The 23,483-nt window shown below is 75.4% G+C and carries 25 protein-coding genes; 18 read left to right on the top strand and 7 right to left on the bottom strand.

Going from position 1 to position 23,483, the window contains the following annotated elements:
• Nucleotides 1-159 precede the first annotated feature (159 nt).
• From MNY60_RS14330 to MNY60_RS14305, 6 genes are all read left to right on the top strand, one after another.
• Entirely contained in the window at nt 160-1,734 is a 1,575-nt protein-coding gene (locus MNY60_RS14330) for a 7TM domain-containing protein (RefSeq protein WP_242360903.1), read from the top strand.
• Nucleotides 1,731-2,681 carry a sugar-transfer associated ATP-grasp domain-containing protein gene (locus MNY60_RS14325; RefSeq protein ID WP_242339941.1) on the top strand — a complete coding sequence of 317 codons (951 nt, stop codon included), beginning with the start codon at nt 1,731-1,733 and terminating at the stop codon, nt 2,679-2,681. Before MNY60_RS14330 ends, MNY60_RS14325 begins: the two co-directional genes overlap by 4 nt.
• Nucleotides 2,678-4,612 (top strand): tetratricopeptide repeat protein, encoded by a 1,935-nt coding sequence (locus MNY60_RS14320; RefSeq protein ID WP_242360901.1) that lies wholly within the window; start codon nt 2,678-2,680, stop codon nt 4,610-4,612. Before MNY60_RS14325 ends, MNY60_RS14320 begins: the two co-directional genes overlap by 4 nt.
• Before the next feature lie 22 nt (nt 4,613-4,634).
• Nucleotides 4,635-5,852, top strand: a complete 1,218-nt coding sequence (locus MNY60_RS14315; protein ID WP_242339939.1) for a tol-pal system YbgF family protein — start codon at nt 4,635-4,637, stop codon at nt 5,850-5,852.
• Between the two features lie 14 nt (nt 5,853-5,866).
• Nucleotides 5,867-7,060: a hypothetical protein gene (locus MNY60_RS14310; RefSeq protein WP_242360899.1), complete on the top strand. Its 1,194-nt coding sequence runs from the start codon at nt 5,867-5,869 to the stop codon at nt 7,058-7,060.
• Between the two features lie 88 nt (nt 7,061-7,148).
• Complete coding sequence (locus tag MNY60_RS14305) at nt 7,149-7,895, top strand: class I SAM-dependent methyltransferase (protein ID WP_242355061.1); 747 nt, start codon at nt 7,149-7,151, stop codon at nt 7,893-7,895.
• 12 nt (nt 7,896-7,907) lie between these two features.
• Here MNY60_RS14305 and MNY60_RS14300 read toward each other — a convergent pair whose 3' ends face one another.
• The gene (locus tag MNY60_RS14300) at nt 7,908-9,074 is read right to left on the bottom strand and encodes a GNAT family N-acetyltransferase (RefSeq protein ID WP_242340231.1); all 1,167 of its coding nucleotides are present in this window, start codon (nt 9,072-9,074) and stop codon (nt 7,908-7,910) included.
• A gap of 155 nt (nt 9,075-9,229) precedes the next feature.
• Between MNY60_RS14300 and MNY60_RS14295 the strand changes: the two genes are divergently transcribed.
• The 4 genes from MNY60_RS14295 to MNY60_RS14280 are packed head-to-tail and all read left to right on the top strand — an operon-like array spanning nt 9,230 to nt 13,204.
• Nucleotides 9,230-10,207: a fumarylacetoacetate hydrolase family protein gene (locus MNY60_RS14295; protein ID WP_242355059.1), complete on the top strand. Its 978-nt coding sequence runs from the start codon at nt 9,230-9,232 to the stop codon at nt 10,205-10,207.
• A complete protein-coding gene (maiA, locus tag MNY60_RS14290) occupies nt 10,207-10,866 on the top strand; it encodes a maleylacetoacetate isomerase (protein ID WP_242355057.1) in 660 nt (219 codons plus the stop codon). Before MNY60_RS14295 ends, maiA begins: the two co-directional genes overlap by 1 nt.
• Nucleotides 10,863-12,035 carry a 4-hydroxyphenylpyruvate dioxygenase family protein gene (locus MNY60_RS14285; RefSeq protein WP_242340228.1) on the top strand — a complete coding sequence of 391 codons (1,173 nt, stop codon included), beginning with the start codon at nt 10,863-10,865 and terminating at the stop codon, nt 12,033-12,035. Before maiA ends, MNY60_RS14285 begins: the two co-directional genes overlap by 4 nt.
• A gap of 11 nt (nt 12,036-12,046) precedes the next feature.
• Nucleotides 12,047-13,204, top strand: coding sequence for a homogentisate 1,2-dioxygenase (locus MNY60_RS14280; RefSeq protein WP_242355055.1), 1,158 nt, complete (start codon nt 12,047-12,049; stop codon nt 13,202-13,204).
• Here the strand turns inward: MNY60_RS14280 and MNY60_RS14275 are convergent.
• The gene (locus MNY60_RS14275; protein WP_242355053.1) at nt 13,116-13,868 is read right to left on the bottom strand and encodes a hypothetical protein; all 753 of its coding nucleotides are present in this window, start codon (nt 13,866-13,868) and stop codon (nt 13,116-13,118) included. The two genes, MNY60_RS14280 and MNY60_RS14275, sit on opposite strands and share 89 nt — an antisense overlap.
• A 172-nt stretch (nt 13,869-14,040) precedes the next feature.
• Here MNY60_RS14275 and alr point away from each other — a divergent pair, with 172 nt between their 5' ends.
• A complete protein-coding gene (gene alr, locus MNY60_RS14270) occupies nt 14,041-15,222 on the top strand; it encodes an alanine racemase (protein ID WP_242340225.1) in 1,182 nt (393 codons plus the stop codon).
• A gap of 52 nt (nt 15,223-15,274) precedes the next feature.
• Here the strand turns inward: alr and MNY60_RS14265 are convergent, their stop codons facing one another.
• On the bottom strand, nt 15,275-15,700 hold the full coding sequence (locus tag MNY60_RS14265; protein ID WP_242340224.1) for a CBS domain-containing protein: 426 nt from the start codon (nt 15,698-15,700) through the stop codon (nt 15,275-15,277).
• 167 nt (nt 15,701-15,867) lie between these two features.
• Here MNY60_RS14265 and MNY60_RS14260 point away from each other — a divergent pair, with 167 nt between their 5' ends.
• Together MNY60_RS14260 and MNY60_RS14255 are read left to right on the top strand one after the other, a co-directional pair.
• Nucleotides 15,868-16,254 carry a hypothetical protein gene (locus MNY60_RS14260; RefSeq protein ID WP_242340223.1) on the top strand — a complete coding sequence of 129 codons (387 nt, stop codon included), beginning with the start codon at nt 15,868-15,870 and terminating at the stop codon, nt 16,252-16,254.
• Nucleotides 16,251-16,682, top strand: a complete 432-nt coding sequence (locus tag MNY60_RS14255; RefSeq protein ID WP_242340222.1) for a DUF488 family protein — start codon at nt 16,251-16,253, stop codon at nt 16,680-16,682. The genes MNY60_RS14260 and MNY60_RS14255 overlap by 4 nt, the downstream gene beginning before the upstream one ends.
• A gap of 74 nt (nt 16,683-16,756) precedes the next feature.
• Here MNY60_RS14255 and MNY60_RS14250 read toward each other — a convergent pair whose 3' ends face one another.
• A complete protein-coding gene (locus MNY60_RS14250) occupies nt 16,757-17,239 on the bottom strand; it encodes a hypothetical protein (protein WP_242360897.1) in 483 nt (160 codons plus the stop codon).
• 175 nt (nt 17,240-17,414) lie between these two features.
• Here MNY60_RS14250 and MNY60_RS14245 point away from each other — a divergent pair, with 175 nt between their 5' ends.
• Both MNY60_RS14245 and MNY60_RS14240 read left to right on the top strand, forming a co-directional pair.
• On the top strand, nt 17,415-17,786 hold the full coding sequence (locus MNY60_RS14245) for a VOC family protein (protein WP_242340220.1): 372 nt from the start codon (nt 17,415-17,417) through the stop codon (nt 17,784-17,786).
• Between the two features lie 105 nt (nt 17,787-17,891).
• Nucleotides 17,892-19,505 (top strand): NAD(P)/FAD-dependent oxidoreductase, encoded by a 1,614-nt coding sequence (locus MNY60_RS14240; RefSeq protein WP_242360896.1) that lies wholly within the window; start codon nt 17,892-17,894, stop codon nt 19,503-19,505.
• Between the two features lie 47 nt (nt 19,506-19,552).
• Here the strand turns inward: MNY60_RS14240 and MNY60_RS14235 are convergent, their stop codons facing one another.
• Nucleotides 19,553-19,819: a hypothetical protein gene (locus tag MNY60_RS14235; RefSeq protein ID WP_242360894.1), complete on the bottom strand. Its 267-nt coding sequence runs from the start codon at nt 19,817-19,819 to the stop codon at nt 19,553-19,555.
• Between the two features lie 168 nt (nt 19,820-19,987).
• On the opposite strand from MNY60_RS14235, the gene MNY60_RS14230 reads away from it, so the two are divergent.
• Nucleotides 19,988-20,467 carry a CoA-binding protein gene (locus MNY60_RS14230; protein ID WP_242360892.1) on the top strand — a complete coding sequence of 160 codons (480 nt, stop codon included), beginning with the start codon at nt 19,988-19,990 and terminating at the stop codon, nt 20,465-20,467.
• Between the two features lie 5 nt (nt 20,468-20,472).
• Here the strand turns inward: MNY60_RS14230 and MNY60_RS14225 are convergent, their stop codons facing one another.
• Nucleotides 20,473-21,156, bottom strand: a complete 684-nt coding sequence (locus MNY60_RS14225) for a hypothetical protein (protein ID WP_242340215.1) — start codon at nt 21,154-21,156, stop codon at nt 20,473-20,475.
• Between MNY60_RS14225 and MNY60_RS14220 the strand changes: the two genes are divergently transcribed.
• Together MNY60_RS14220 and MNY60_RS14215 are read left to right on the top strand one after the other, a co-directional pair.
• Nucleotides 21,155-22,810, top strand: a complete 1,656-nt coding sequence (locus MNY60_RS14220; RefSeq protein ID WP_242340214.1) for a DEAD/DEAH box helicase — start codon at nt 21,155-21,157, stop codon at nt 22,808-22,810. The two genes, MNY60_RS14225 and MNY60_RS14220, sit on opposite strands and share 2 nt — an antisense overlap.
• A 118-nt stretch (nt 22,811-22,928) precedes the next feature.
• Nucleotides 22,929-23,210, top strand: coding sequence for a pyrimidine/purine nucleoside phosphorylase (locus tag MNY60_RS14215; RefSeq protein WP_242360890.1), 282 nt, complete (start codon nt 22,929-22,931; stop codon nt 23,208-23,210).
• A 21-nt stretch (nt 23,211-23,231) separates the two neighbouring features.
• Here MNY60_RS14215 and MNY60_RS14210 read toward each other — a convergent pair.
• Nucleotides 23,232-23,483, bottom strand: a 252-nt coding sequence (locus MNY60_RS14210; RefSeq protein WP_242360888.1) for a hypothetical protein, incomplete at its 5' end; no start/stop codon positions are given.

Below are 23,483 nucleotides of genomic sequence, written 5' to 3'. Positions count from 1 at the left end.
CTACGCGCGGTCGGGCCCGACGTGGAGCCCGAACACGCCGCTCGGCCGAGGTGCGCGTGCGCACCGCTCGCCGCAGGATGTCCCACCTGTCGGCGAAGGGGGCGAGGGAGCGCACGGTTGACCGGGCGGAGAGTAGCCGCGATCATCCGCCGCACCCTCATGTCCGTCGCGCACCCCCGGAAGGTAGCCGTCACGATCGTCGCCCTCGTCGCGGCGACCGCCGGCCTGATGCTCTACAAGGTCCGCGCGCTCGGCTACTCGCTCGCGGACGTCCTGCCGGTGCGGCAGTACGAGGTCACGTACGCGCTGCGGCTCGACGGGCACGGCGGGGACGTGCGCGTGCGGACGTTCCTCCCCGCGAGCGACGCGCGGCAGACGATCTCCGACGAGCGGACCGAGTCCGCCGGCTTCCACCTCTCGCAGGTGTTCGACGGCCCGAACCGCGTGGCGACCTGGGTCGGCGCGCAGGTGCCGGACGGCGCGGAGATCCGGCACACCGTCAAGATCGTGCCGCGGCGCGTCTCGTACCGCATCCCCGCCGAGCTCGCCGTGCCGTCCTCCTATCCTCCCTCGACCGCGGCGGCGCTCCGCCCGGAGAAGGAGATCCAGGTGGACGCGCCGGAGATCGCGGCCACCCTCGCCCGCATCGGGGCGGACCGCGGGACCGTGATGGAGCGGCTGCGGCGGATCCACGACTACACCCACGGGCTCACGACCCGGCCGTTCAAGGGGACCACCGACGCGCTCACCGCGCTCCGCCTCGGCGAGGCGAGCTGCAACGGCAAGAGCCGCCTGTTCGTCGCGCTCGCGCGCGCGACCGGCATCCCCGCGCGCCTCGTGGGCGGCCTCATCCTCGAGCCCGGCGTGAAGCGCACCTCGCACCAGTGGGTCGAGGCGTACGTGTCCGGCCACTGGATCCCGTTCTGCCCGACGAACGACCACTTCGCCGAGCTGCCCGAGCGCTACCTCTCCCTGTACTACGGCGACGAGGTCTTGTTCCGGCACACCTCGGACGTGAACTTCGACTACCGGTTCGACACGCGCACGCAGCTCGTGCCGTCGCCGCGCGCGAAGGCCTCCTTCACCTTCCTCGACGTGTGGGGCCTGTTCGATCGCCTGAAGCTGCCGTTCAGCCTGCTCCGGACGATCCTCATGCTCCCCATCGGCGCGCTCCTCACCGTGCTGTTCCGGAACGTCGTCGGCATGCCCACGTTCGGCACGTTCCTGCCGGCGCTCCTCGCGGCCGCGGCGGGGGAGACCGGCGCGGGCTACGGCGCGCTCGCGGTGCTCATCGTGGTCGCGGCGGTCGCCACCGCGCGCTGGGCCGTCGCGCGGCTCGAGCTCCTCCACTCGCCCACGCTCGCGATCCTCCTCTCCGCGGTGGTGGTCACGCTCGTCGGCACCTCGATGCTCGCGGAGCGGCTGGGCGTCGCGGGGCTCACGCACGTCACGATGTTCCCGCTCGCGGTGCTCGCCATCTGCGCGGAGCGCTTCTACCTGTCGCTCACCGAGCACGGGCCGCGCGCGGCGGGCAAGGAGCTCGGGGGCACGCTCGTCGTGATGCTCGCCTGCTACGTGGTGATGAACTCGCTCGCGCTGCAGGTGCTCGTCATCGGCTTCCCCGAGGTGCTGCTGCTCGCGGTCGCCGCGAACGTGTACCTCGGGCGCTGGGTGGGGATGCGCCTCAGCGAGTACCGCCGGTTCCGCGGGCTCCTGACCGGAGGCGCGCCGTGAGCCTCCTCGCCGCGGCGCGCGGCCGCGTGCGCGCGCTCCTCGCCCGCCGCGAGGCGGTCTACGGCATCAACCGCCGCAACCTCGTCCTCGTCTACCCGAACAACGACCGGCGCGACTACCCGCTCGCCGACGACAAGCTCCTCGCGAAGGAGCGGTTCGCGGAGGCGGGCGTGCCGGTCCCGGAGACGCTCGCGGTGTGCGACGGGCTCTTCTCCGTCCCCGGGGTCGTCGAGGCGCTGCGCGGCCGGTCGCGGTTCGTCGTGAAGCCGGCCAACGGCTCGGGCGGCGGTGGGATCCTCGTCGCGGGCGAGTGGCTCCCCGACGCCGGCGGCTGGCGCCGCGCCGGCGGCGCGCTCCTCACCCCGCACGCGCTCGCGCGGCACCTCGCCGACGTGGTCTTCGGGGTCCACTCGAACCAGCTCGAGGACCGCGCCTTCGTCGAGCGCCGCGTCGACCCGCACGACGTGTTCGCCGCGCTCTGGGCCGACGGGCTCTGCGACGTGCGCGTCATCACCCTGCGCGGCGAGCCGGTGCTCTCGATGATCCGGGTCCCCACCGCCGAGTCGGGCGGTCGCGCGAACCTGCACCAGGGCGGGCTCGGCATCGCGGTGGAGCTCGAGACGGGCCGCACCTCCCGCGCGCTCCACCACGGGCGCGCCGTGGAGCGCCACCCGGAGTCGGGGGCGCCGCTCGTCGGGATCGCCCTGCCCCGCTGGCCGGAGATCCTCGACGTCGCGCGCCGGGCCGCGCGGGCCGTGCCGCTCGGCTACCTCGGCGTGGACGTGGTCGTCGACCGCGAGCGCGGCCCGCTCGTCCTCGAGATCAACGCCCGCCCGGGCCTCGAGATCCAGAACGTGACCGGCGTCGCGCTCGGGGACGCGCTCGCGGGGCTCCCCGCGGTGGTCGAGGTCCCCGGCGCGCTCGCCGCGAGCGGGAGCGCCGCATGAACCGCCTCGTCCTCGACCGCCTCTGGCCCATGCTCCTGTTCCTCGGCGTGCTGCTCGCGGGCGCGCTCGCGCTCGAGGGGTTCGCGGCGCGCCGCGGCAACGACCCGCTCGTCATCTCCATCGCCGGCGACGAGGAGTCGCTCGGGGACGAGGGCGACGCGCCAGCCGCGCCCGCCGCGGCCGGGGAGGAGGGGCCGGTCTCGGAGGCCCACGCCCGCGCCCGGCGCGCCGCACGCCGGGGCGAGAAGCCGGAGGCGCTGAAGCTCTACGAGGCCGCCCTCGCCGAGAGCCCCGGCTCCGCCGCCGTGGAGGAGGAGCTCGGCGCGGTGCTCCTCGCCGCGGGCGACGCGGCGACGGCGCTCCCGCACCTGGTGCGGGCGGAGCAGCTCGGGCCGGGCCCGCAGCGCGCGCTCCGCGTCGGGCTCGCCCGCGCGCGCCTCGACGACCTGGACGGCGCCGAGCGCGATCTCCGTCGCGCGCTCGCGCTCCGGCCCACGGGCGAGGCGCGCATCGCGCTCGGGAACCTGCTCCGCCGCCGGGGAGATCCCGTCGGCGCCGTCGCCATCCTCGCGCCCGCCGCCCAGTCCGGCTCGAACGAGGACCGCGCCCGCGCGCTCGTGGCGCTCGGCACGGCCGAGCTCGCGGCCGGCCGGCGGGAGGACGCCGAGCGGCGCTTCGCGAAGGCCATCGAGTACGCGCCGGCGAGCGCGGAGATCCTGCTCGGCACCGCGCGCGCCTGGCTCGGCACCGGCTCCGCCCCGGACGTGCGACGCGCCGTGCAGGTGCTCCTCCGGGCCGCCGAGGTGGCGCCGGACCTCGCCGCGGTCCACTCCCTGCTCGGGCGCGCGCACGAGCGGGCCGACGAGACGGCGGCGGCGCTCGAGTCGTACGACCGCGCCCTCCGGCTCGACCCCACCCAGCGCTACGCCCGCCGCCGCCTGCTGCGGCTCGCGCTCCAGTCGCGCGACTTCTCCCGCGCGCGCCACGAGGCGGACCGGCTCGTCGCCGACGCGCCCGCGGAGCCGGAGCATCACTTCCTCGCGGCGCTCGTCGCGGATCGCGACGGCCGCGACGACGACGCGCGCAAGGCGTACCGCAAGGCCATCGAGGTCGCGAAGGGCGACTACCCGGAGGCCTACCTGAACCTGGGCGTGCTCGAGAAGCGCGCCGGGGACGCCGCCGCGGCGCGCGCCGCGTACGGCGAGGCCCTGCGCCTGCGCCCCGCCTACGGCGCCGCCTGGGTGAACCTCGGCAAGCTCGAGGAGGCGGGCGGCGATCGCGCCGCGGGGGAGGCGGCCTACCGCAAGGCGATCGCGCTCGACGAGAAGTACGCGCCCGCGTGGCTCGCGCTCGGGCAGCTCCAGTCCGAGGCGGGGAGGTTCGACGAGGCGCGGTCCTCGCTCGGGCGCGCGCTCGCGGCGCGCCCGGGCTACGACGCCGCGCAGCTCTCCCTCGGCGTCGCGGCGGCGCGCGCCGGGAAGCCGGACGAGGCGATCGCCGCGTACCAGGCGCTGCTCGCCCGCTCGCCGCGCAGCGTGTCGGCGCTCTACGACCTCGCCCTCGTGCTCGGAACCGTCTCGCGCCGCGACGAGGCGCGCGACGCCCTCGCCCGCGCGCTCGCCATCGACCCCGCCCATGCCCCCTCGCTGCGCGCGCTCGCCGAGCTGCACCTCGACGCCGGCCGGCTCGCGGAGGCGCGGAAGGCGTTCGAGGAGCTCCTCGACCTCGTCCCCGGCGATCTCGAGGCGCGCGCCGGCCTCGCGGAGCTCACGGCCCGCCAGGGCGACCGCGCCGCCTGCGAGCGCACCGCGCGACGGCTCCTCGCCGAGGCCCCGAAGGACCCGGCCGTGCAGGGCCTCCTTTCACGATGCGCGGGCACGGGCGCCCTCGGCCCGCACCTCGCCACCCCCACCACCGCCGTCGCGCCCTAGCGCCCCACCGAGGAGCTCCCCCGTGCACCAGCGTCACCTGAACATCTCGCGCGGCCTCGCCTGCTGCGCCGCCCTCGCCGCGCTCGCGCTCGCGTGCAGCGGCGGGCATGACGGCGCGAGCGCGCCGGGCAAGGTCCCCATCGATCCCAACCGCCCCGGCGACTCGCTCTTCGCCGAGGGGCTCGCGCTCTACGACGCCGCCAACGTCGCCGCGGCCGACGCGCGGGCCCTCGCCGCGACCGACCCCGCCGCGAGCGCGGCGAAGGCGGCGCTCGCGCTCCAGGACTACGCGGACGCGCGGGCGAGGTTCGACGCCCTGCCGGTGCAGTTCCCCACCTCGATCCGGCTCGACAACGCCGCCTACCTCGCCGGTCGCTGCAGCTACGAGCGCGGGGTCCTCGGCGGGGATCCGGCGGAGCTCCAGGACGCGGCGCTGCGCCTCGACGCGATGCAGGCCGCCTTCGCCTCCTCGCCCTTCATCGACAACGCCGCCTACTTCGACGGCCGCGCCCGGTTCCAGCTCGGCGACTACGCCGCCGCGCGCCCGCAGTTCCAGCGCTCGCTCGCGGCCTCCCCGACGGGCACGTACGCCGACAACGCGCAGTACTACCTCGGCCGGTGCGACTTCGAGCTGGGGCTCGCGCGCGCGAACGCCGGCGACGGGCTCGGCGCGGCCGCCCTGCTCGACCTCGCCGAGGCGGAGCTGACTGCGGTGCCGGCCACGAGCACCTACTACGACAACGCGCAGTACTACCTCGGGCGGAGCTATCTCGAGGAGCCGGTGAACGCCACCGCCACCGTCACCGGGCTCTCCGCCTCCGAGGCGGCGGCCCGCAAGGCCAACCTCGAGGCGGCGATCGCGGCGTTCCAGCGGACCCTCGCGGTGCCGGCGACGACGTTCGCGGGCTCCGCGCAGTACTGGCTCGGCCGCGCCCGCTACGCGCACGCGTTCTACTACGCGAGCGCGGGCCTCGACCCGGCGGACCTCGCCGCGGCGGACGCCGCGTTCCGGGCCGTCCCGGCGACGAGCACCTACGCGGACAACGCGCTGCACTACCTCGCGCGCACCTACGTGAACTCCACCTGGCAGTTCTGCACCACCCCGCACGCGTCGGATCCCGCCCCGGCCTCGGCCTGCGCCGCCTACGCGAAGCTCTCCGCCGACTTCCCCTCGAGCCCCTACGTCTCCTCGACGGCGACCTACCTCGCCGGCGCGACCCCGCCGTGCGTCTGCCCGTGACAAGGAACCCCGCGATGATCCGCTCCCTCGCTCTCGCCTCCGCCCTCACCCTCCTCGCCGCCGCGCCCCCCGCCGGTGCCGCCGACGCCACGCCGCAGTGGACGCTCGACGCGCGCGCCGGCCTGTACGCGGGCGCCTTCGACGGCTACGGCGTCCGCCGCGACTCGGGCACGCTCCTCCTCGCCGAGGGTGCGCTCACGCCCGAGCTCCGGAGCGGCGCCTTCCAGCTCGACCTGCCCGTCCGCTTCGCCCACCGGCAGACCTTCGGCGCGACGCTGTCGGAGACCACCGGCTCGGTCGGCGTCGAGCCCGAGTACCGGGTGCTGAAGCGGCTCCGCCTGGGCGCCGAGGCGTCGGTCGGGGGCGCCTGGCGGCCGGGCTGGGAGGACCTCTACCAGCGCGACGCGCTCGGCGACATGCCGGGCACCGACCGCTACGGCTACTTCACGTGGCGCGCCGGCCTGAACCTCTACGCGACGCCGTTCGCGCACCAGCACCTGCGGCTCAAGTACCGCTACGTCTCGTACTCCTACGTCGAGGACCCCAACTTCGACCCGGCCGTGCCGATGCACCTGACGCCCCGCGACAACGGCCAGAACCAGCTCGAGGCCTCGTGGCGGATCCTGGGCGAGCGCTACGCCACGGCGTTCCGGATCGACTACGCCCACCGCCAGGACTTCACGCTCCTCGCGCGCGACGCCGGCACCGGCGCCACGAGCGGGAACCCGGAGCAGGAGCTCGACACGCTCGAGCCCTCCGTGGAGGTGGAGCTCTCGAAGCTCGGCGGCAAGGTCGACGTGTCGCTCCGCTACGGGTACGAGGTCCAGCGCGACGCCTGGCAGGGCTACTACTCCTACCAGGGGCAGCACCCTCGCCTCATCGTGAAGTCCCCGCTCACCGAGCGGCTCGCGGCCGAGCTCCGCGCCGAGGCGTGGCTGCGGGGCTACGGGCCGGACTCGAAGACCAACACGTCGGACGGGGCGCGGCTCCACGACAACCGCCTCGCGCTCGGCGGCGAGCTCCGCTACGCGCTCGCCGGCGGCCTCGCGCTGCGCGCGGAGGCCGAGTGGATCACGCGCGACACGAACTACCCGGACTACGTCCCCGGCGTCTATCCGGCCGGCCGCTACTACGACATCCGCTGGAGCTACGACAACGTGCGCGCCGTCGCCGGCCTCGAGTGGCGCATGCCGCGCGCCGGCCGCTGACGCCACCGGCCTCGCCGCTCCGTGTGCGCCACCGCGGTCCTCCCGGCCGCGGGGCGCCCGGCGGGCGCGGCTCGATTAGGCTAGGCCCGTGTCCCGCCACGGCGTCCGCGTCTCCGATCCCTCCCGCTGGGTCTTCAACCGGCTCGCGGAGGACTACCGGCAGCGGCCGGGCTACCCCTCGCCGCTCGTCGCGCGGCTGCTCGCGCTGGCGGGCGGTCCGGGCGCGCGCGTCGCCGACCTCGGCGCCGGCACCGGCCAGCTCGCGCTCCCGCTCGCGGCGCTCGGCGCCGAGGTGCACGCGGTCGAGCCGGCGCGCGCCATGCTCGACGTCCTCGCGGCGGCGGGCGCGCCGCGCGTCACCGCCGTGCACGCCGCGGCCGAGGAGACCGGCCTCGCCGCGGCGGCGTTCGACCTCGTGGTCCTCGCGGACGCCCTGCAGTGGGTCGATCCCACGCGCGGAGCGCGCGAGGCCGCGCGGCTCCTCGCCCCGGCGGGCGTCCTCGCGGTGGTGACCCCGCGGCTCGCGGACACCCCGTTCCTCGCCGCGCTCACGGAGCGGATCGCCGCCGCGAACTTCAAGGCCCGGCCGGCGGCGCCGCCCGTCGGCCTCCTCTTCTCCGTCGCGGGGCTCGGCGCGCCCGAGACGGAGGGCTTCGACGACGAGGAGGAGCTCGGGCCGGAGCGGCTCGACGCCGTGCTTCGCTCGCTCTCCTACGTCGGCCCCGCGCTCGGCGAGGGCGCCCTCGCGGCGCTCCTCGCCGACGCCCGCGCGCTCGCGAGCGTCCACGGCGGCGCGGTGTGGCGCCGCGAGCTCACGCTCGCCTGGGCGCGCTGAAAGACCGGCCGCTCACCCGCCGAGCCGGGGGTGCTCCTCGCGCCAGCGCCGCACGGCGACGAGGCGCTCCTCGCGCTCGTCCGCGAGGTGGCGGCGCACGGCCACGTCGAGCCGGGGGTCGAGGTGGAGGTGGGCGCTCCAGGTCTCCGCCGGCTCGAAGCCACGCGCGACCTTGTGCTCCCCGCCCGCGCCGCCCTCGAAGACCCGGGTGCCGCGCCGGATGCACTCGTCGATGGAGTGGTACAGCGCCACGTTGAAGTGGAGGAACGGGTGCGACTCGACGCAGCCCCAGTAGCGCCCGTACAGCCGGTCGGGGCCGGCGACGTTGAACGCCATCCCGACGAGCTTCCCCTCGCGTCGCGCCTCCACCACCTCCACCGCGTCGGGGAGCCACGCGAGGGCGCGCTCGTAGAAGCCGAGGTTCACGAAGCGCATCCCCCACACCATCCGGTCCGTCGAGGCCCGGTGGAGCCGGTAGCACGCGCGCGCCCAGCCCTCCGGGTCGCGCGAGAGCTCGTCGCCGCGCACGGTGCGGATCGCGATCCCCTGGCGCTCCGGCGCGGCCCGCTCGCGGCGGAGCGCGTTCCGGCGCTTCGAGGGGAAGCGCGCGAGGAACTCCTCGGGCGAGGCGTAGCCCTCGTTCCGCCAGTGGTACTGGAAGTCCACGCGCAGCGCGAGCCCGACCTCCTCGAGCTCGCGCGCCTCCTCCGCGTCGGCGAAGAGCACGTGGAGCCCGTGCGCGCCCTCGTCCTGCGCGACCCGCCGTGCGCCCGCGAGGAGCGCGGCGGCGAGCGCGCGCCGGTCCTCGCCGCCGGCGACGAGGACGCGCCGGCCCGTGGCGGGCGTGAATGGGACGGCGAGGACGAGCTTCGGGTAGTACGGGATCCCGGCGCGCTCGGCCGCCGCCGCCCACTCCCAGTCGCGCGAGAAGTCCCCGTCGGAGCCGCCTCTCAGATACGCCGGCGCGGCGGCGACGAGCGTCCCACCGCGGCGGAGGGCGAGGTGGCGCGGGCGCCAGCCGGTGCGCGGGGAGGCCGAGCCGCTCTCCTCGAGGGCCCGCAGGAACGCGTGGCGCACGAACGGGCTCGCCCGGGCCGGCTCGTGGGCGAAGAGGGCGTCCCACTCCTCGGCGGGGAGCTCCGAGATGGAGGCGTGCGCGGAGAGCGAGAGGGCGGTCACGGGCGGTTCTTATAGCCCTGCTCGCCCGGGATGCTCTCGAGGGCGGCGCGGCGCCTGCCGCGACGCGGCACGGCACGGCCGCCCGCTCGCCCTACACGGGACGCCCCGCGCACCTCGCGTCTCGGGCGGGCGCCCATTAGACCCTTCGCCCGAAGATGCGCCTCGCGACCTTACGTGACGGGAGCCGCGACGGGCGGCTCGTGGTGGTGCGCCGGGACGGCGCCGCGTTCGCCGACGCCTCCGGCGTCGCGCCGACCTTGCAGGCCGCGCTCGACGCCTGGGAGGCGCGCGAGCCCGCGCTGCGGGCCCTCGCCGCGTCGCTCGACGCCGATCGCGCCAGGGCGGAGCCCCTCGACCCTGCCCGGCTCCTCTCGCCCCTGCCGCGCGCGTTCGAGTGGGTGGACGGCTCGGCCTACCTGAACCACGTGCGCCTCGTCCGCAAGGCGCGCGGCGCGGAGCCGCCGCCCACCCTCGAGCAGGATCCCCTGGTCTACCAGGGCGGCTCGGGCGTGCTGCTCGGGCCGCGCGAGGACCTGCCCCTGCCCGATCCGGCCTGGGGCATGGACTTCGAGGCGGAGGTCTGCGTCGTGCTCGGCGACGTGCCGCGCGGCGTCGCGGCGGCCGACGCGGAGCGGTACGTCCGGCTCGTCTGCCTCGCGAACGACGTCACGCACCGGAACCTCGTCCCCCCCGAGCTCGCCAAGGGCTTCGGGTTCTTCCAGTCGAAGCCAGCGACGGCGTTCTCCCCGTTCGCCGTCACGCCCGACGAGCTCGGCGAGGCCTGGCGGGGCGGCCGGCTGCACCTGCGCATGACGGTGCGCTGGAACGGCGAGCGGGTCGGCGACGTCGAGACGGGGCCGGAGATGCACTTCTCCTTCCACGACCTCCTCCGGCACGTGGCGAGGACGCGCGCCTTCACGGCCGGCACGATCCTCGGCAGCGGCACGGTCTCGAACGCCGACCGCGCCCGCGGCTACTCGTGCATCGCCGAGCAGCGGGCCCGGGAGATGATCGACCACGGCGCGCCGCGGACGCGGTTCCTCGCGCCCGGGGACCGGATCGAGATCGAGGTGCGGGACCTGGCCGGCCGGAACGTCTTCGGCACCATCGACCAGCGGGTGGTGACGCCGTGATGCGGCTCTACTCCTACTGGCGCTCCTCGTCCGCCTGGCGCGTGCGCATCGGGCTCGCGCTGAAGGGGCTCCCTTACGAGTACGCCCCGGTGAACCTGCTCGCCCAGGAGCAGTTCGACCCGGTCTACCAGCAGCGGAGCCCGATGGCGCAGGTGCCGGTGCTGGAGGTCTCGGAGCACGGGTTCTCGGTGCGGCTCGCCCAGTCGATGGCGATCCTGGAGTGGCTCGACGAGCGCTACCCGCAGGCGCCGCTCCTGCCCCGCGACCTCGACGGGCGGGCGCGGGTCCGCGCCCTCGCCGAGCACGTGAACTCCGGTATCCAGCCCCTGCAGAACGCCATCGTGCTGCGCACCCTCCGCGAGAAGCTGCCCGGCTACGAGAAGGAGTGGGCGGCGCTCTGGATCCGCCGCGGCCTCGAGGCGCTCGAGCGCGCCCTGCAGGACGACGAGACGGGCCGCTTCTGCCACGGCGAGGCGCCCGGCCTCGCCGACTGCTACCTCGTGCCCCAGCTCTACAACGCGCGGCGGTTCTCGCTGGACGTCGCGCCCTACCCCACGCTCCTGCGGATCGAGGAGGCGTGCGCGGCGCTCGCGCCGTTCCAGGACGCCCACCCCGACCGCCAGCCCGACGCACCGCCGAAGGACCGGAGGACACCATGACCACGACTCTCGAGCCCCTGGGGATCGTCCGCATCGAGGCCCTGCACTACTACGTGCACGATCTCGAGCGGAGCCGGCGCTTCTACCTCGAGCGGCTGGACTTCGCGGAGACGGGCGCGTCCACGCCGGACCTCGATCGCGAGGGCCACCAGCGCTCCGCCGCGTTCGAGGCCGGCGACGTCCGGATCCTCTGCTCCCAGCCGCTCGGCGAGGGCGGCCGCGCGTGGCGCTACCTGCGCAAGCACCCGGACGGCGTCGGCGCGGTGATCTTCGAGGTGGAGGACGCGGCTCGCGCGTTCCGGCTCCTCGAGGAGCGCGGCGGCACGCCCGTCACCGACCTCCAGGTCCACGAGGACGAGGGCGGCACGCTCCGCACCTTCAACATCACGACCCCGCTCGGCGACACGACCTTCCGCTTCGTCGAGCGGCGCGGCTACCGAGGGCTCTACCCGGGCGTCGCCCGCCACGCGGCGCCGAGGGGGGGCGCGAACGCGTTCGGCTTCGGCTACATCGACCACCTCACCTCCAACTTCCAGACCATGAAGCCGGCGCTCCTCTGGATGGAGCACGTGCTCGGGATGGAGGAGTTCTGGGAGGTGCAGTTCCACACGAAGGACGCGGCGGAGGCGAAGCGCGCCGCGGTCCAGGCGCAGAAGGGCTCCGGGCTCCGCTCGGTCGTGATGAAGGACCTGCGCTCGGGGGTGAAGTTCGCGAACAACGAGCCGTGGCGCCCCGCCTTCAAGTCCTCGCAGATCAACGTGTTCAACGAGGACCACCGCGGCGACGGCATCCAGCACGCGGCGCTCACCGTGACGGACATCCTCTCCGCGGTGCGCGGCCTGCGCGCGCGGGGCGTCGAGTTCATGCCGACCCCCGCCTCCTACTACGAGGCGCTCCCGGCGCGCATCCAGCAGACCGGGATCGGGCGGATCGACGAGGAGGTGAAGACGCTGCAGGAGCTCGAGATCCTGGTGGACGGCGCGGGCCCGGGCTCGTACCTGCTCCAGATCTTCCTGCGCGAGGCGGCGGGGCTCTACCACGAGCCCGAGGCCGGCCCGTTCTTCTTCGAGATCATCCAGCGCAAGGGCGACCAGGGCTTCGGCGCGGGGAACTTCCGGGCGCTCTTCGAGTCCATCGAGCGCGAGCAGCAGCGCGAGGGGCGCGCGTAGCGCGGGCCGCCATGCTCGACCGGATGGTCCAGGGCGAGGTCCCGCGGAAGCACCACATCGCCTTCCGCGACGCCGGGGGCAGGCTCCTGCACGAGGAGGCGTTCACGCGCGCCGGGTTCGACGGCGCGTACACCCTCGCGTACCACCGGCACCGGCCGCACGCCACGCACGCCGCGGAGGTCCGCCACGGCTTCACCCTCCCGCAGGCCGCGCCGCCCCGCGCGCTCCTGAAGCGCCACTACCGCACGCAGGATCTCCCAGCCCCGTCCGGCCCGGCGGTGGACGCGCGCGTCCCGTTCCTCTTCAACGCCGACGTGGTGGCCGGCCTCGCGACCCCCTCCGCCGAGGACCCGGTCTACTTCTCGAACGGCGACGGCGACGACCTGTTCTTCGTGTTCGAGGGCGGCGGGCTCCTCCGCTCGCCGCTCGGCGACCTGCGCTTCGCGAAGGACGACTACGTCTACGTGCCGAAGGGCCTCCTCCACCGCTTCGTGCCGGATCCCGGCCCGCAGCGCTGGCTCTCGCTCGAGTTCCCGGGCGGCGTCCACCTGCCCTCGCAGTGGCGGAACGACACCGGGCAGCTCCGCATGGACGCCCCCTACTCGCACCGCGACTTCCGCCGCGTGGAGTGGAAGGGGCCGATGGACGAGGGGATCCGCGAGCTCCTCGTGAAGCGCGCGGGCGCGTTCCACGGCTTCCGCTTCGACGAGTCGCCGCTCGACGTGGTCGGGTGGGACGGCGCCGTCTACCCGTTCGCCTTCCCGATCCTGAACTTCCAGCCTCGCGCCGGGCTCGTGCACCTGCCGCCCACCTGGCACGGCACCTTCGCCGCCCGCGGCGCGCTCGTCTGCTCGTTCGTGCCGCGCGTGGTGGACTTCCACCCCGAGGCGGTCCCCTGCCCCTACCCGCACGCGTCGGTGGACGTGGACGAGCTCCTCTTCTACGTCCGCGGCGAGTTCACCTCGCGGCGCGGCGTGGGCCCGGGCTCGATCTCGCATCACCCGGCGGGCGTGATGCACGGCCCGCACCCCGGCGCCTACGAGGGCTCGATCGGCGCGCGCACCACGAGCGAGCTCGCCGTCATGCTCGACTGCTACCTCCCGCTCGCCGCGACCCCCGCGGCGCTCGGGGTCGAGGACGGGGGCTACCAGGAGAGCTTCGTCCGCTGACGGCCGCCTTGGCCCTCGGCCCCGTGGCCTTGGCGCGCGGCGCGGGCGCCGCCCTCGCGTGGGGGGCGGGCTCCGGCGCGGGCGCGGGCTCCTCCTCGCCGGCCTCCGCTCCCTCGCGGGCCTCGCCGGGCGCCGAGACCGGCGGCGCGCCGCGCGCGAGCTCGAGCAGCCGGTCCGTGGAGATGGGGATCTTGAGGCCGCGCCCGCCGTTCTCGAGGAACAGGCGCAGCCCGTACTCGTAGTGTCGCTTCACCGCGTTCAGGATCGACTCGTAGATCGGCTGGAGCTGCTCGGGCGTCGGCGCCGCGACCTCGAAGTCCTCGAAGCCGAACAGGCTCACGATGTAGCGGGTGTCGAGCTTCTTGAAGCGGACGCGCAGCAGGATCGAGTCGCGCGCCCGCGGCTCCTCGATCGCGAGGCGCAGGCCGACGTGCCAGAACGCGTCCGCGTCGAGGTGCATCGCGTCCTCGATCCGGTGGGTCGGCGCGGCGGGCACGTCGCCGGGGAGCGGCTCGTAGGTGACGAGCTCGCGGGGCCACCCGGCGTACTCGATGAGGCCGCGCGACAGCGTGGCGGCGAACAGCACGCACTCGGAGTGGTAGGCGGCGAACCGGGACCGGGCGTCCTCGAGCGTCTGGCAGAGCTGCTGGTATCGATTGCTCACGCGAACCTCCAGACCACAGTTCCTTTCACCTCGGCTCGCCTCCGGTGCCGCGAATGATGGGCCGTCTCGCGCGCCGGCCCCCGGTGCGGCGGGCCCTCGTGAGGGCGGCGGCACGGCGGGCGCCCGATCGCCCCTCTGGCAGCGCGGGGCCGGCGGGTATATTGACGGCTCCATGTCCACGAACCCCTCCCAGTGGGGCGGCCGGCCGGTCTGGGCCGAGGTCGACCTCGACGCGCTCGCTCACAACGTCCGCCTGCTCGCGGGCCGCGCGGCGCCTGCCCGGCTCTACGCCGTCGTGAAGGCCAACGCGTACGGCCACGGGGCGGTGGCGGTGGGGCGGGCGGCGCTCGCCGCCGGCGCCTCGGGGCTGTGCGTGGTCTGCGTGGACGAGGCGGAGGAGCTTCGCCGCGCCGGCGTGGACGCGCCCATCCTGGTCATCGGCTACACCCCCCCGAGCGACGCCGAGCGCGTCGTCGCCCTCGGGCTCCGCCCGACGGTGGGCGCGGCCGACGTCGCCGAGGCGCTCGCGGCCGCCGCGAAGCGGCGCGGCGCGGTGGTCCCGGTCCACCTCGAGCTCGAGTCGGGCCTGAACCGGCACGGGCTCCGGCCCGACGCGCTGGTCGCGCTCGCGAACCGGCTGCGCGAGATCCCCGAGCTCTCGGTCGAGGGCCTCTTCACCCACTTCGCCGCGGCGGAGGAGGGAGATCAGCGCTTCACGCGCCGGCAGTTCGAGATCCTGCGCGACGTCTCTTCACGCCTCCCCTTCGTCAAGGAGCGCCACTGCTCCGCCTCGGCGAGCGTCCTCCTCGATCACGAGATGGCGCTCGAGGTCGTGCGCACGGGCCTCTCGATGTACGGCTACCGGCCGGCGCCGTGGTGCGGCACCGACGCGGAGCTCGTGCCCGTGCTGTCGCTGCGGAGCCGGATCGCGCGCGTGCTCGAGATCGAGCGCGGCGCCACCGTCGGCTACGGCCGCACCTGGGCGGCGCCCCGCCCGTCGCGCGTCGCGCTCGTCATGTGCGGCTACGCGGACGGGTACCGTCGCGCCTTCGGCAACCGCGCCCACGTGCTCGTGCGCGGGCGCCGGGCGCCGGTGGTCGGCCGGGTCGCCATGGACATGTGCATGGTGGACGTGACCGCGGTGCCCGAGGTGCGCGCGGGAGACGTCGCGACGCTCCTCGGCCGCGACGGCGACGAGCGGGTGGACGCCGACGAGCTCGCGTCCCTGGTGGACACGATCTCCTGGGAGATCCTCGCCGGCCTCACCGCCCGCGTGCCGCGGCTCTACCTCCGCGGCGGCGCGGTCGAGGCGGTGTCCACGCTCGCCGAGCGGGAGCCGAGAGACGCGCGGTAGCCGATCGACGGCGGCCAGCCGTCGGCGGGGCGGGGGCGCAGCCCCCGTCAGATCAATGCAGCTCCCGCTCCGAGACCGACCGCATGGTCTCGGCCGCGCGGCGATCGTCCTCCTCCTCCACGATGTCGGAGAGGCTGATGACGCCGACCAGCCGGCCCTCCTCGTCCACGATCATCATCCGCGACTTGCGGTAGCGCGCCATGAGCTGCTCGGCGGCCTCGATGGGATCGCTGTCGCGGCAGGTGATGGTCTCGCGCGTCATCACCGCACCCGCCCGCGTCTCGCTCGCGCGGCGGTCCTCGCCGCAGACGCGGAGGGCGAGATCGCGGTCGGTGAGCACGCCCACCGGGTGACCGTCGCGATCGCAGATCGGCACGAAGCCGATGTTCACCTCGCGCATGCGGCGGGCGACGTCGATCACCGGGTCCGTCTCGCGGAACGTCTCGACCTCGCTCTTCATGACGTCCTGACACAGCATGGCGCACCTCCCGTCCGGCGGCGCCTCCGGCGCTTCCCCGTGCATAGAGCCCGCGGGCGCAGGCGGGGCACGCCCGCGTGGGGGGACCCCGTGCTGGCCCCGGACGGGCGTCCCCACGCTCGCCCCTGTGCGCCCCGCGGCGCTCCTCCGCCCGGTATATTCCGCGCATGCCCGTGACCGTCGAGACCGGCACCACCCTCGCCTTCGACCGCTTCTGGCGCTGGCTCAAGCGCCACGCGAACTGCATCCTCCGCGCGGGCACGGCCGACGCCTACCTCTACGACCACGAGGACCTGCACTGGCACCTCGAGGAGGACGAGGACCGCACGCCGACCATCCAGGTCCTCCGCGGCAAGCAGCTCCTCGGCGAGATCCTCATCGAGTCGCGCGAGGTGATGTTCGTCCAGGCGATGCCCGATCCCGACGGGGATCAGGGGCAGTTCCTGTTCGAGCTGGTGGGCGGCTCCGGCGAGGAGCCGTACGCCGTCTACCACGTGGTGGTCGCGCACGGCTTCGACGAGGAGGCCCAGCACCGCCCGCAGCTCAAGCAGTGACGCCCGCCGCGCTCGTCTTCACGATCGGGTACGAGGGACGCTCGGTGCGGGCCCTCGCCACCCGGCTGCGCGAGGCGCAGGTGACGCGGGTCCTCGACGTGAGGCGCTCCGCCCGCTCGCCGAAGCCCGGCTTCTCGAAGGGCCCGCTCGAGCGCGCCCTCGTCGCCGCCGGGTTCGAGTACCGCCACCTGCCCGAGGCGGGGAACCCGTTCCACGCGGAGGCGGCCGCCGACCTCCCCGGCGTCCTCGCGCGCTACCGCGCGCACCTCGCGGAGCGCCCCGAGGCCGTGCGGGCGGTGCTCGACGCGGCGGCCGGAGCGCGGACGGCGCTCCTCTGCGCGGAGGCGAACCCCGCGCGCTGCCACCGCTCGGTGCTCGCGGAGGCGCTCGCCGCGGCGGAGCCGGGCGTGCGGGTCGTGCACCTCTGACCTCTGACCGCCGCCCGGCTGCGCGGGGCGGCGCCCCCCGGGCGAGCGCTCGCGCGCGCACGAACGAGCGCGGCTCACCGCCCACGCGCCGCGATCGTCCCCCATCCGGCGAGCGTCGCCCGCACGCGCTCGTAGCCGTCGAGCTCGCGCGGCACGACGAGGCCGCGGCCGTCGCGGGCGCGCACGGCGAGCCCAGCGGGGACGTCCTCGATCGCCGCCACCTCCGCGCGCAGGATCCGCACGGGCGGGAAGCCCACCACCGCGCGCCCGATGGCGTCCTCCTCGAGCGCGATCTCGAACGACGCCCACCGCGCGCGGAAGCGGCGCATCCGGCGCACGTACGAGAAGGCGGCGAGCACGAGCAGGAGCGCGAACGGGACCACGAGCGCGTCGAAGCCGCGGCCGGGATCGCGCAGCCCGGCGCCGTACGCGGCGAGCACGAGCGCGACCACCGCGACGAGCGTCGCGAGGAAGCGGCGGTTCATGCGACGCGCGGTGGCGCGCGACGCCTCCGGGCGCAGCCGGTAGCGGGACACGGTGCGGTGCTCCAGCTCCATGGGGCGCGCATGCTACGTCCCGCGCGCGCCGGACGCCACCCGGCTGCGCGCGGACGGAGCGGCGCCCGATCGGTCGGCGCCGCCCCCCGCGCGCGGGATCCCAGCCGGCAGGCGCGGCAGGCTGCCGCGCCACTTACGGTCCTTCCCGGCAGTTCCGCGGAACAGGAGGCGCCACATGCTGGGGAATCGTCACTTCACGGCCATGCTGCCGGTCACCGACATCACCCGGGCACGCCGGTTCTACGAGGAGAAGCTCGGGCTGCACGCGACCCGCACCCTGGAGAACGGAGACGTCGTGTTCGAGGGGGACGGCGGTGAGTTCGCGCTGTATCCGCGCGAGACCCCGCCGCAGTCCGACCACACCGCGATGAGCTGGGAGGTGCCGGACGTGCCCGCCGAGGTGAAGGACCTGCGGGCGCGCGGCGTGAGCTTCGAGGAGTACCCCGCCCTGAAGACCAAGGACGGCATCGCGGAGGTCGGGAAGGAGACCTGCGCCTGGTTCAAGGACCCGGACGGCAACATCCTCTGCATCCACCACCAGGCGTGAGCTCGATCCGAGGCGCTGCGCGCCCGGCCCGGGAAGGCCGCGCGGCGCCTCCCTCCCACCGCTAGGGCCTCCCGCGGGCGCGGCGCCATCGGCCCGCGCGTACCGGTGCGCAGCTGGGACGTCATCGTCGTCGGCGGAGGCCACAACGGCCTCGTCCTCGCGGCCTATCTCGCCCGCGCGGGCGAGCGCGTCCTCGTGCTCGAGGCGCGCGACCGCGTCGGGGGCGCGTGCACCACCGAGGAGACGTGGCCCGGGTTCAAGGTCTCCACCGCCGCGTACGTGGTGAGCCTCTTCCGCCCGGAGATCGTCCGCGACCTCGAGCTCGCGCGCCACGGCTACCGGGTGCTGCGCCGCGATCCCTCCTCGTTCACGCCGCTCCCCGACGGCCGCTCGCTGCTCCTCGGGCCGGACCTCGCCGGGAACCAGCGAGAGGTCGCGAGGTTCTCGGCGCGCGACGCGGCGCGGCTCCCCGCCTACGAGGCGCAGCTCGAGCGGATCGCTTGCGCCATCGAGCCGGCGCTCCTCGAGACGCCGCCCGATCCGTTCTCACGCCGCCCGCGCGAGCTCTTGCGCCTCGCGCGCATGGGCGCGCGCCTGTTGCGCCTCGGCAGGGAGGACGGCCCGGCGGCGGTGGAGATCCTCGCCGGCGCGGCCCGCGACGTCCTCGACCGCTGGTTCGAGTCCGACGCGCTCAAGGCCACGCTCGCGACCGACGCCATCATCGGCGCCTGGGCCTCGCCCTCCACCCCGGGCACCGCCTACGTCCTCTTCCACCACGTGATGGGCGAGGTGGACGGCGCCCGGGGCGTCTGGGGCTACGTGCGCGGCGGGATGGGCGCGCTGTCCGAGGCCATCGCCGCCGCGGCGCGAGCGTCCGGCGCCGAGATCCGCACCGGCGCGCGCGTCGAGCGGATCCTCGTCCGGGAGGGCGCCGCCCGCGGGGTCGCGCTCGGGGACGGGACGGAGCTCCTCGCCCGCCGCGTCGCCTCGAACGCGGACGCGACCCGCACGCTCCTCGGCCTCGTCGGCGAGGCGCACCTCCCGCCCGCGGTGGCGGAGCGGGCGCGGCGCATCGACTACGCGAGCGGCTCCGTGAAGATCAACGTCGCGCTGTCGGCGCTGCCCCGCTTCAGCGCGCGGCCCGGGGGTGGCGGCGGCGAGCCGGGGCCGGAGCACCGCGGCACGATCCACGTCGCGCCTTCGATGGACTACCTCGAGCGCGCCTTCGACGACGCGCGCGCGGGGCTGCCCTCGCGCGCCCCGGTGCTCGAGTGCACCCTCCCCTCCGCGGTGGACGACACCGTGGCGCCCGCCGGCAAGCACCTCATGTCCATGTTCGTGCAGTACGCGCCCTACCGGCTCGCGAGCGGGGGCTGGGAGGAGGAGCGCGAGCGCTTCGCGGACCGCTGCTTCGCGGCGCTGGAGGAGTACGCGCCCGGGTTCACGGCGTCGGTCCTCGCGCGCGAGGTGCTCGCGCCGCCCGACCTCGAGCGCCGCTTCGGGCTCACCGGCGGGAACATCTTCCAGGGGGCGATGACGCTCCCGCAGCTCTTCTCGATGCGGCCCTTGCCCGGCTTCGCCGACTACCGCACGCCGATCGCGAACCTGTACCTGTGCGGCGCGGCCACGCACCCGGGCGGCGGGATCATGGGGGCCTGCGGCTACAACGCAGCGCGGGAGATGCTGCGCGACCGGCGCCGCGGGTGGCGGCGGCGCTGAGCCGTCAGGGCGCGCGCGCCGCGAGGTTGCCTGGCCCGGATGGGCCTTCACGCGGGCGGCGGCGGCAGCCCACGCGCGCTGCGCACGTGCAGCTCGTCGATCTCGAGCCGGCCGATCCGCGCGTGGCCCACGGCGAGCTTGCGGATCGCGAGCGCGCCGACGGCGACGCTCCCGACCGCGAGCGCGCCGAGCGCGGCGGCGCCGACCGCGATCGCGAAGGTCGTCTTCGCGAGGCGCGCGGAGGAAGACCTCGCCCGGAAGAGCGCACGCCCCTGAGACCTCCTCGCACGCTTGCCCCCCGCTCGTTCCGCCATGCCGTCCTCCGACCGTCGTGATTGCAGCATGGGCCTCGCGCCCGGGGCCGGCTCGGCTGGCCGGCCGGGTGCGCGGCGCGGCGCCGCGCTTCACGCAGCGACGAGCCGCGTAGACTCTACCGAGGACCCCACAACCCGGGGCGGTAGCCGGAGTCACAGGAGGATGCCATGCGGGGGATCGCGCTCGATCGCGCCCGCGAGTTCCTGGCCCAGAAGCGCATCGCCGTGGTCGGGATCTCGCGCGACGAGAAGGACTTCAGCCGGCAGGTGCTGCGCGCGCTCGTGAAGGCGGGCTACGAGGTCGTGCCGGTGAACCCCGCCCTCGACGTGGCCGAGGGAAAGGCCTGCTTCCCCCACGTCCAGGACGTGAAGCCGCCGGTGAACGCGGCGCTCCTCCTCACCCCGCCCACCCAGACCGAGGAGGTCGTGCGCGACTGCGCCCGCGCGGGCGTGCGCTACGTCTGGATGCACAGGGGGATGGGCGTGGGCGCCGCGAGCCCGGAGGCGGTGCGCTACTGCGACGCGCACGGGATCTCGGTCGTGACCGATCTCTGTCCGTTCATGGTGCTCCCGGAGACCGGGTTCCCGCACGCCCTGCACGCGTGGGCGCGCACGCGGTTCGGGAAGGCGCGCCTCGAGCACGCCTGACCCCGTCACGGACCGCGGTCGCCGCCGGCCGCCGCCTGCGCCGCGGCGCGCCGGGCGCGGGCGAGCCCCTCGGCGCGCCGGCGGATCCCGAGGAGCTGCGCCCGGACCATCATGAGCTCCTGCGGCTCGATCATCGCGACGAGCGCGGTGCTGCGGAGACCCGGCGGCGCCGCGCCGCGGACGCGCAGCACGAGCCGGGTGGTCTCCGCGTCGACGGGGTAGATCCCCCACGCCTGCGTGACGAGCGCCTCGCCGTGCTCGATGCGCAGGACGAGCGAGCGCTCCCGCTCGACGGCGTGCACGGGCCACCCGGGCGTGCCGCCGATGGGCACGACGTCGCCGGGCTTCAGGTCCTGCCACTCCGGGTGCACCCGCTCCTCGCTGGGCGCGTCCAGGACGCCGAGCGCGCGATCGAGCAGGTCGAGGCTGTAGAGGCCGCCGCGCCCGTTGCCCATCTGCGCGAGCCACGGCCAGATCTCCTCCGGCCGCGCGCGGACGGTGATGGCGCGCGTGGACCGGTAGCGCGGCCTCGAGACGAGCTCGTCGCCCGGCATCGGGCGGGCGATCTCCTCGTCGGTCGCGCCCCAGCGGCGGAGCCAGGGGCGGACGAACGCCGCCCAGCCCGCCACGGCCGCGGCCGGCAGCGCCACGAAGAGCCCGGCCCGCTTCAGCGTCGTTCGTGCGTCCATGTCCCCCCGGTATCGCGCTCTCGCGCGCCCCGCTCGCCCCGGGCGCGACCGCGGCGATCCCGGCAGCCGCTCGCCCACCCGCCCCCACCCCGAGCGATCGCGCGTTGCCCCGGCTTCCGCGGCCGGGTATACCATTCGCGGCCGTTTCGTTCGTACCGCGCCCGAAGCCTGTCCGCCGGGAGATCCCGGCCCGCGCGGTCCTCCCGTTCAGCCGGCCTCACTTCAAGACGCGCGCCGCGAATCGCCGCGCGCCTCCCACGAGGAGCACCCTCTGTCGACGTCGAAGTCCTTCGCTGATCTGAAGCTGTCGCGCGAGGCGCTCACCGCGCTCGCGCACGCCGGGTTCGAGCACCCGACCCCCATCCAGGCCGAGGCCATCCCGCCGGCGCTCGCCGGCCGGGACGTCATCGGCACGGCCGCCACCGGCACCGGCAAGACCGCCGCCTTCCTCCTCCCCATCATCGAGCGGCTCGCCGGCAAGCCGGCCGGGACGCGGGCGCTCGTGCTCGCGCCCACCCGCGAGCTCGCCGTGCAGATCGGCGAGGAGCTCGAGCGCTTCGGCCGGGGCCGCCGCGTGCGCGGCGCGGTGATCATCGGCGGCGTGGGCATGGGCGCCCAGGCCGAGGCGTTCCGGGAGCGGCGCGAGATCGTCATCGCGACGCCCGGGCGGCTCGTCGACCATCTCGAGCAGGGCAACGCCAAGCTCGACGCGATCGAGGTGCTCGTCCTCGACGAGGCCGACCGGATGCTCGACATGGGCTTCAAGCCCCAGCTCGACCGGATCCTGCGGCGGCTCCCGAAGCAGCGCCAGACGCTGCTCTTCTCCGCGACCACGGCGGGCGAGGTGGCCGACTTCGCGCGCGCGCACCTCAAGGATCCGGTCCACGTCGAGGTGGCGCGCAGCGGCACCACCGCGGCGCGCGCCGAGCAGCAGGTGTTCCTCGCGGGGCAGCACGAGAAGCTCCCGCTCCTCCTCACGCTGCTCGAGCGCGACGGCGACTCGACGCTCGTGTTCACCCGCACGAAGCGGCGCGCCGACAAGATCTGGAAGCACATCGGGCGCGCCGGCCACAAGGTCGCGCGCATCCACGCCGACCGCTCGCAGGCGCAGCGGCGGATGGCGCTCGACGGCTTCAAGGACGGGACCTACCGCGTGCTCGTCGCGACCGACATCGCCGCGCGCGGCATCGACGTGGCCGAGATCGGCCACGTCGTGAACTTCGACCTGCCGCACGTGCCCGAGGACTACGTGCACCGCATCGGCCGCACCGCGCGAGCGGCCGCGAGCGGCAGGGCCTCGAGCTTCTCCGCCCCGGAGGAGCGCGATCTCCTCCACGCGATCGAGCGGCTCACGCGCGCGGTGCTCCCGCGCGCCGAGGTGCCGCGCGACGCGGAGATCTTCCAGGTCGAGCTCGCCCGCGCGGCGTCCGCCCAGAAGGACCCGGGCCCCGCGCAGCCGCGCCACCGCCCACAGCAGGCGAAGCCTGCCCGCGCCCGCGTTCGCGGTGACGGCCGCGCGCAGCGGTCGGGCGCCTCCCGCTCGCAGCACGGAGGCGGCGCGAGCGCGACCGACGCGGGCTCCGGCTCCGGCGGGAAGTCGCGCCTCGTGGGGTCGTGGAGCGTCGGCCGCAGCGGCCAGAAGCGGCGCCGCTGAACGACGGCTGGCGAGGATCGGCCGTCTGGCGAACGGGTTCCCCGGCGCGGGCCGCTCCCGCCGCCGGCGGGCCGCTCGCCCTTGAAAGGACGGCCGCGCCCGTGCTTCAGTCCCCTTCATGCTCAAGCACAACGCGTACTTCGACGGCGGCGTCCAGAGCGTCGGGTTCGAGCGGAACGGGCGGCGCCACACGGTCGGCGTCGTGGACGCGGGCGAGTTCCACTTCGGGACGGACGCCGCGGAGCGGATGACGGTCGTGTCCGGCGAGCTGTGGGCGAAGCTCCCGGGGGACGCGACCTTCCGCCCGTTCCCCGCCGGGACGACGTTCGAGGTCCCGCCGAAGAGCGGCTTCGACGTGAAGGCGCTCGCGCCGGCCGCGTACCTCTGCGAGTTCCTGTAGGGCGCCGACCTTCTCGCAGCGTCACATCCCGCTCGCGGGCGTCTCTCGTTCCAGGACCACCCTCCTCGACGAGGTGCCCGTGCCCGGGTCCACCCGCGCCGCCCTGCTGCTCCCGCTCCTCGCCGCCCTCGCCTGCCGCACCGGCGGCGCGCCGCCCGCGCGCGACGCGGCGCGCCCCGGCGGGCCCGGGGCGAGCCGGCGCAGGAGCCGGGCGCCGACGATCCCGGCCGCCTCTACCTCCGCGCGTGGACGCAGTGCGGCCGGAGCGATCCC

Source organism: Anaeromyxobacter sp. SG17, assembly GCF_022690695.1.
In the GTDB taxonomy this organism is placed as follows: domain Bacteria; phylum Myxococcota; class Myxococcia; order Myxococcales; family Anaeromyxobacteraceae; genus Anaeromyxobacter; species Anaeromyxobacter soli.
This window is presented reverse-complemented; position numbering and strand designations above follow the sequence as displayed.

Coding starts and splice junctions, on each gene's coding strand:
- MNY60_RS14330 (WP_242360903.1), top strand. CDS start 160: ATGTCCGTCGCGCACCCCCGGAAGGTAGCCGTCACGATCGTCGCCCTC.
- MNY60_RS14320 (WP_242360901.1), top strand. CDS start 2,678: ATGAACCGCCTCGTCCTCGACCGCCTCTGGCCCATGCTCCTGTTCCTC.
- MNY60_RS14310 (WP_242360899.1), top strand. CDS start 5,867: ATGATCCGCTCCCTCGCTCTCGCCTCCGCCCTCACCCTCCTCGCCGCC.
- MNY60_RS14295 (WP_242355059.1), top strand. CDS start 9,230: ATGCGCCTCGCGACCTTACGTGACGGGAGCCGCGACGGGCGGCTCGTG.
- maiA (WP_242355057.1), top strand. CDS start 10,207: ATGCGGCTCTACTCCTACTGGCGCTCCTCGTCCGCCTGGCGCGTGCGC.
- MNY60_RS14285 (WP_242340228.1), top strand. CDS start 10,863: ATGACCACGACTCTCGAGCCCCTGGGGATCGTCCGCATCGAGGCCCTG.
- MNY60_RS14280 (WP_242355055.1), top strand. CDS start 12,047: ATGCTCGACCGGATGGTCCAGGGCGAGGTCCCGCGGAAGCACCACATC.
- alr (WP_242340225.1), top strand. CDS start 14,041: ATGTCCACGAACCCCTCCCAGTGGGGCGGCCGGCCGGTCTGGGCCGAG.
- MNY60_RS14265 (WP_242340224.1), bottom strand. CDS start 15,700: ATGCTGTGTCAGGACGTCATGAAGAGCGAGGTCGAGACGTTCCGCGAG.
- MNY60_RS14260 (WP_242340223.1), top strand. CDS start 15,868: ATGCCCGTGACCGTCGAGACCGGCACCACCCTCGCCTTCGACCGCTTC.
- MNY60_RS14250 (WP_242360897.1), bottom strand. CDS start 17,239: ATGGAGCTGGAGCACCGCACCGTGTCCCGCTACCGGCTGCGCCCGGAG.
- MNY60_RS14245 (WP_242340220.1), top strand. CDS start 17,415: ATGCTGGGGAATCGTCACTTCACGGCCATGCTGCCGGTCACCGACATC.
- MNY60_RS14235 (WP_242360894.1), bottom strand. CDS start 19,819: ATGGCGGAACGAGCGGGGGGCAAGCGTGCGAGGAGGTCTCAGGGGCGT.
- MNY60_RS14230 (WP_242360892.1), top strand. CDS start 19,988: ATGCGGGGGATCGCGCTCGATCGCGCCCGCGAGTTCCTGGCCCAGAAG.
- MNY60_RS14220 (WP_242340214.1), top strand. CDS start 21,155: ATGTCCCCCCGGTATCGCGCTCTCGCGCGCCCCGCTCGCCCCGGGCGC.
- MNY60_RS14225 (WP_242340215.1), bottom strand. CDS start 21,156: ATGGACGCACGAACGACGCTGAAGCGGGCCGGGCTCTTCGTGGCGCTG.
- MNY60_RS14215 (WP_242360890.1), top strand. CDS start 22,929: ATGCTCAAGCACAACGCGTACTTCGACGGCGGCGTCCAGAGCGTCGGG.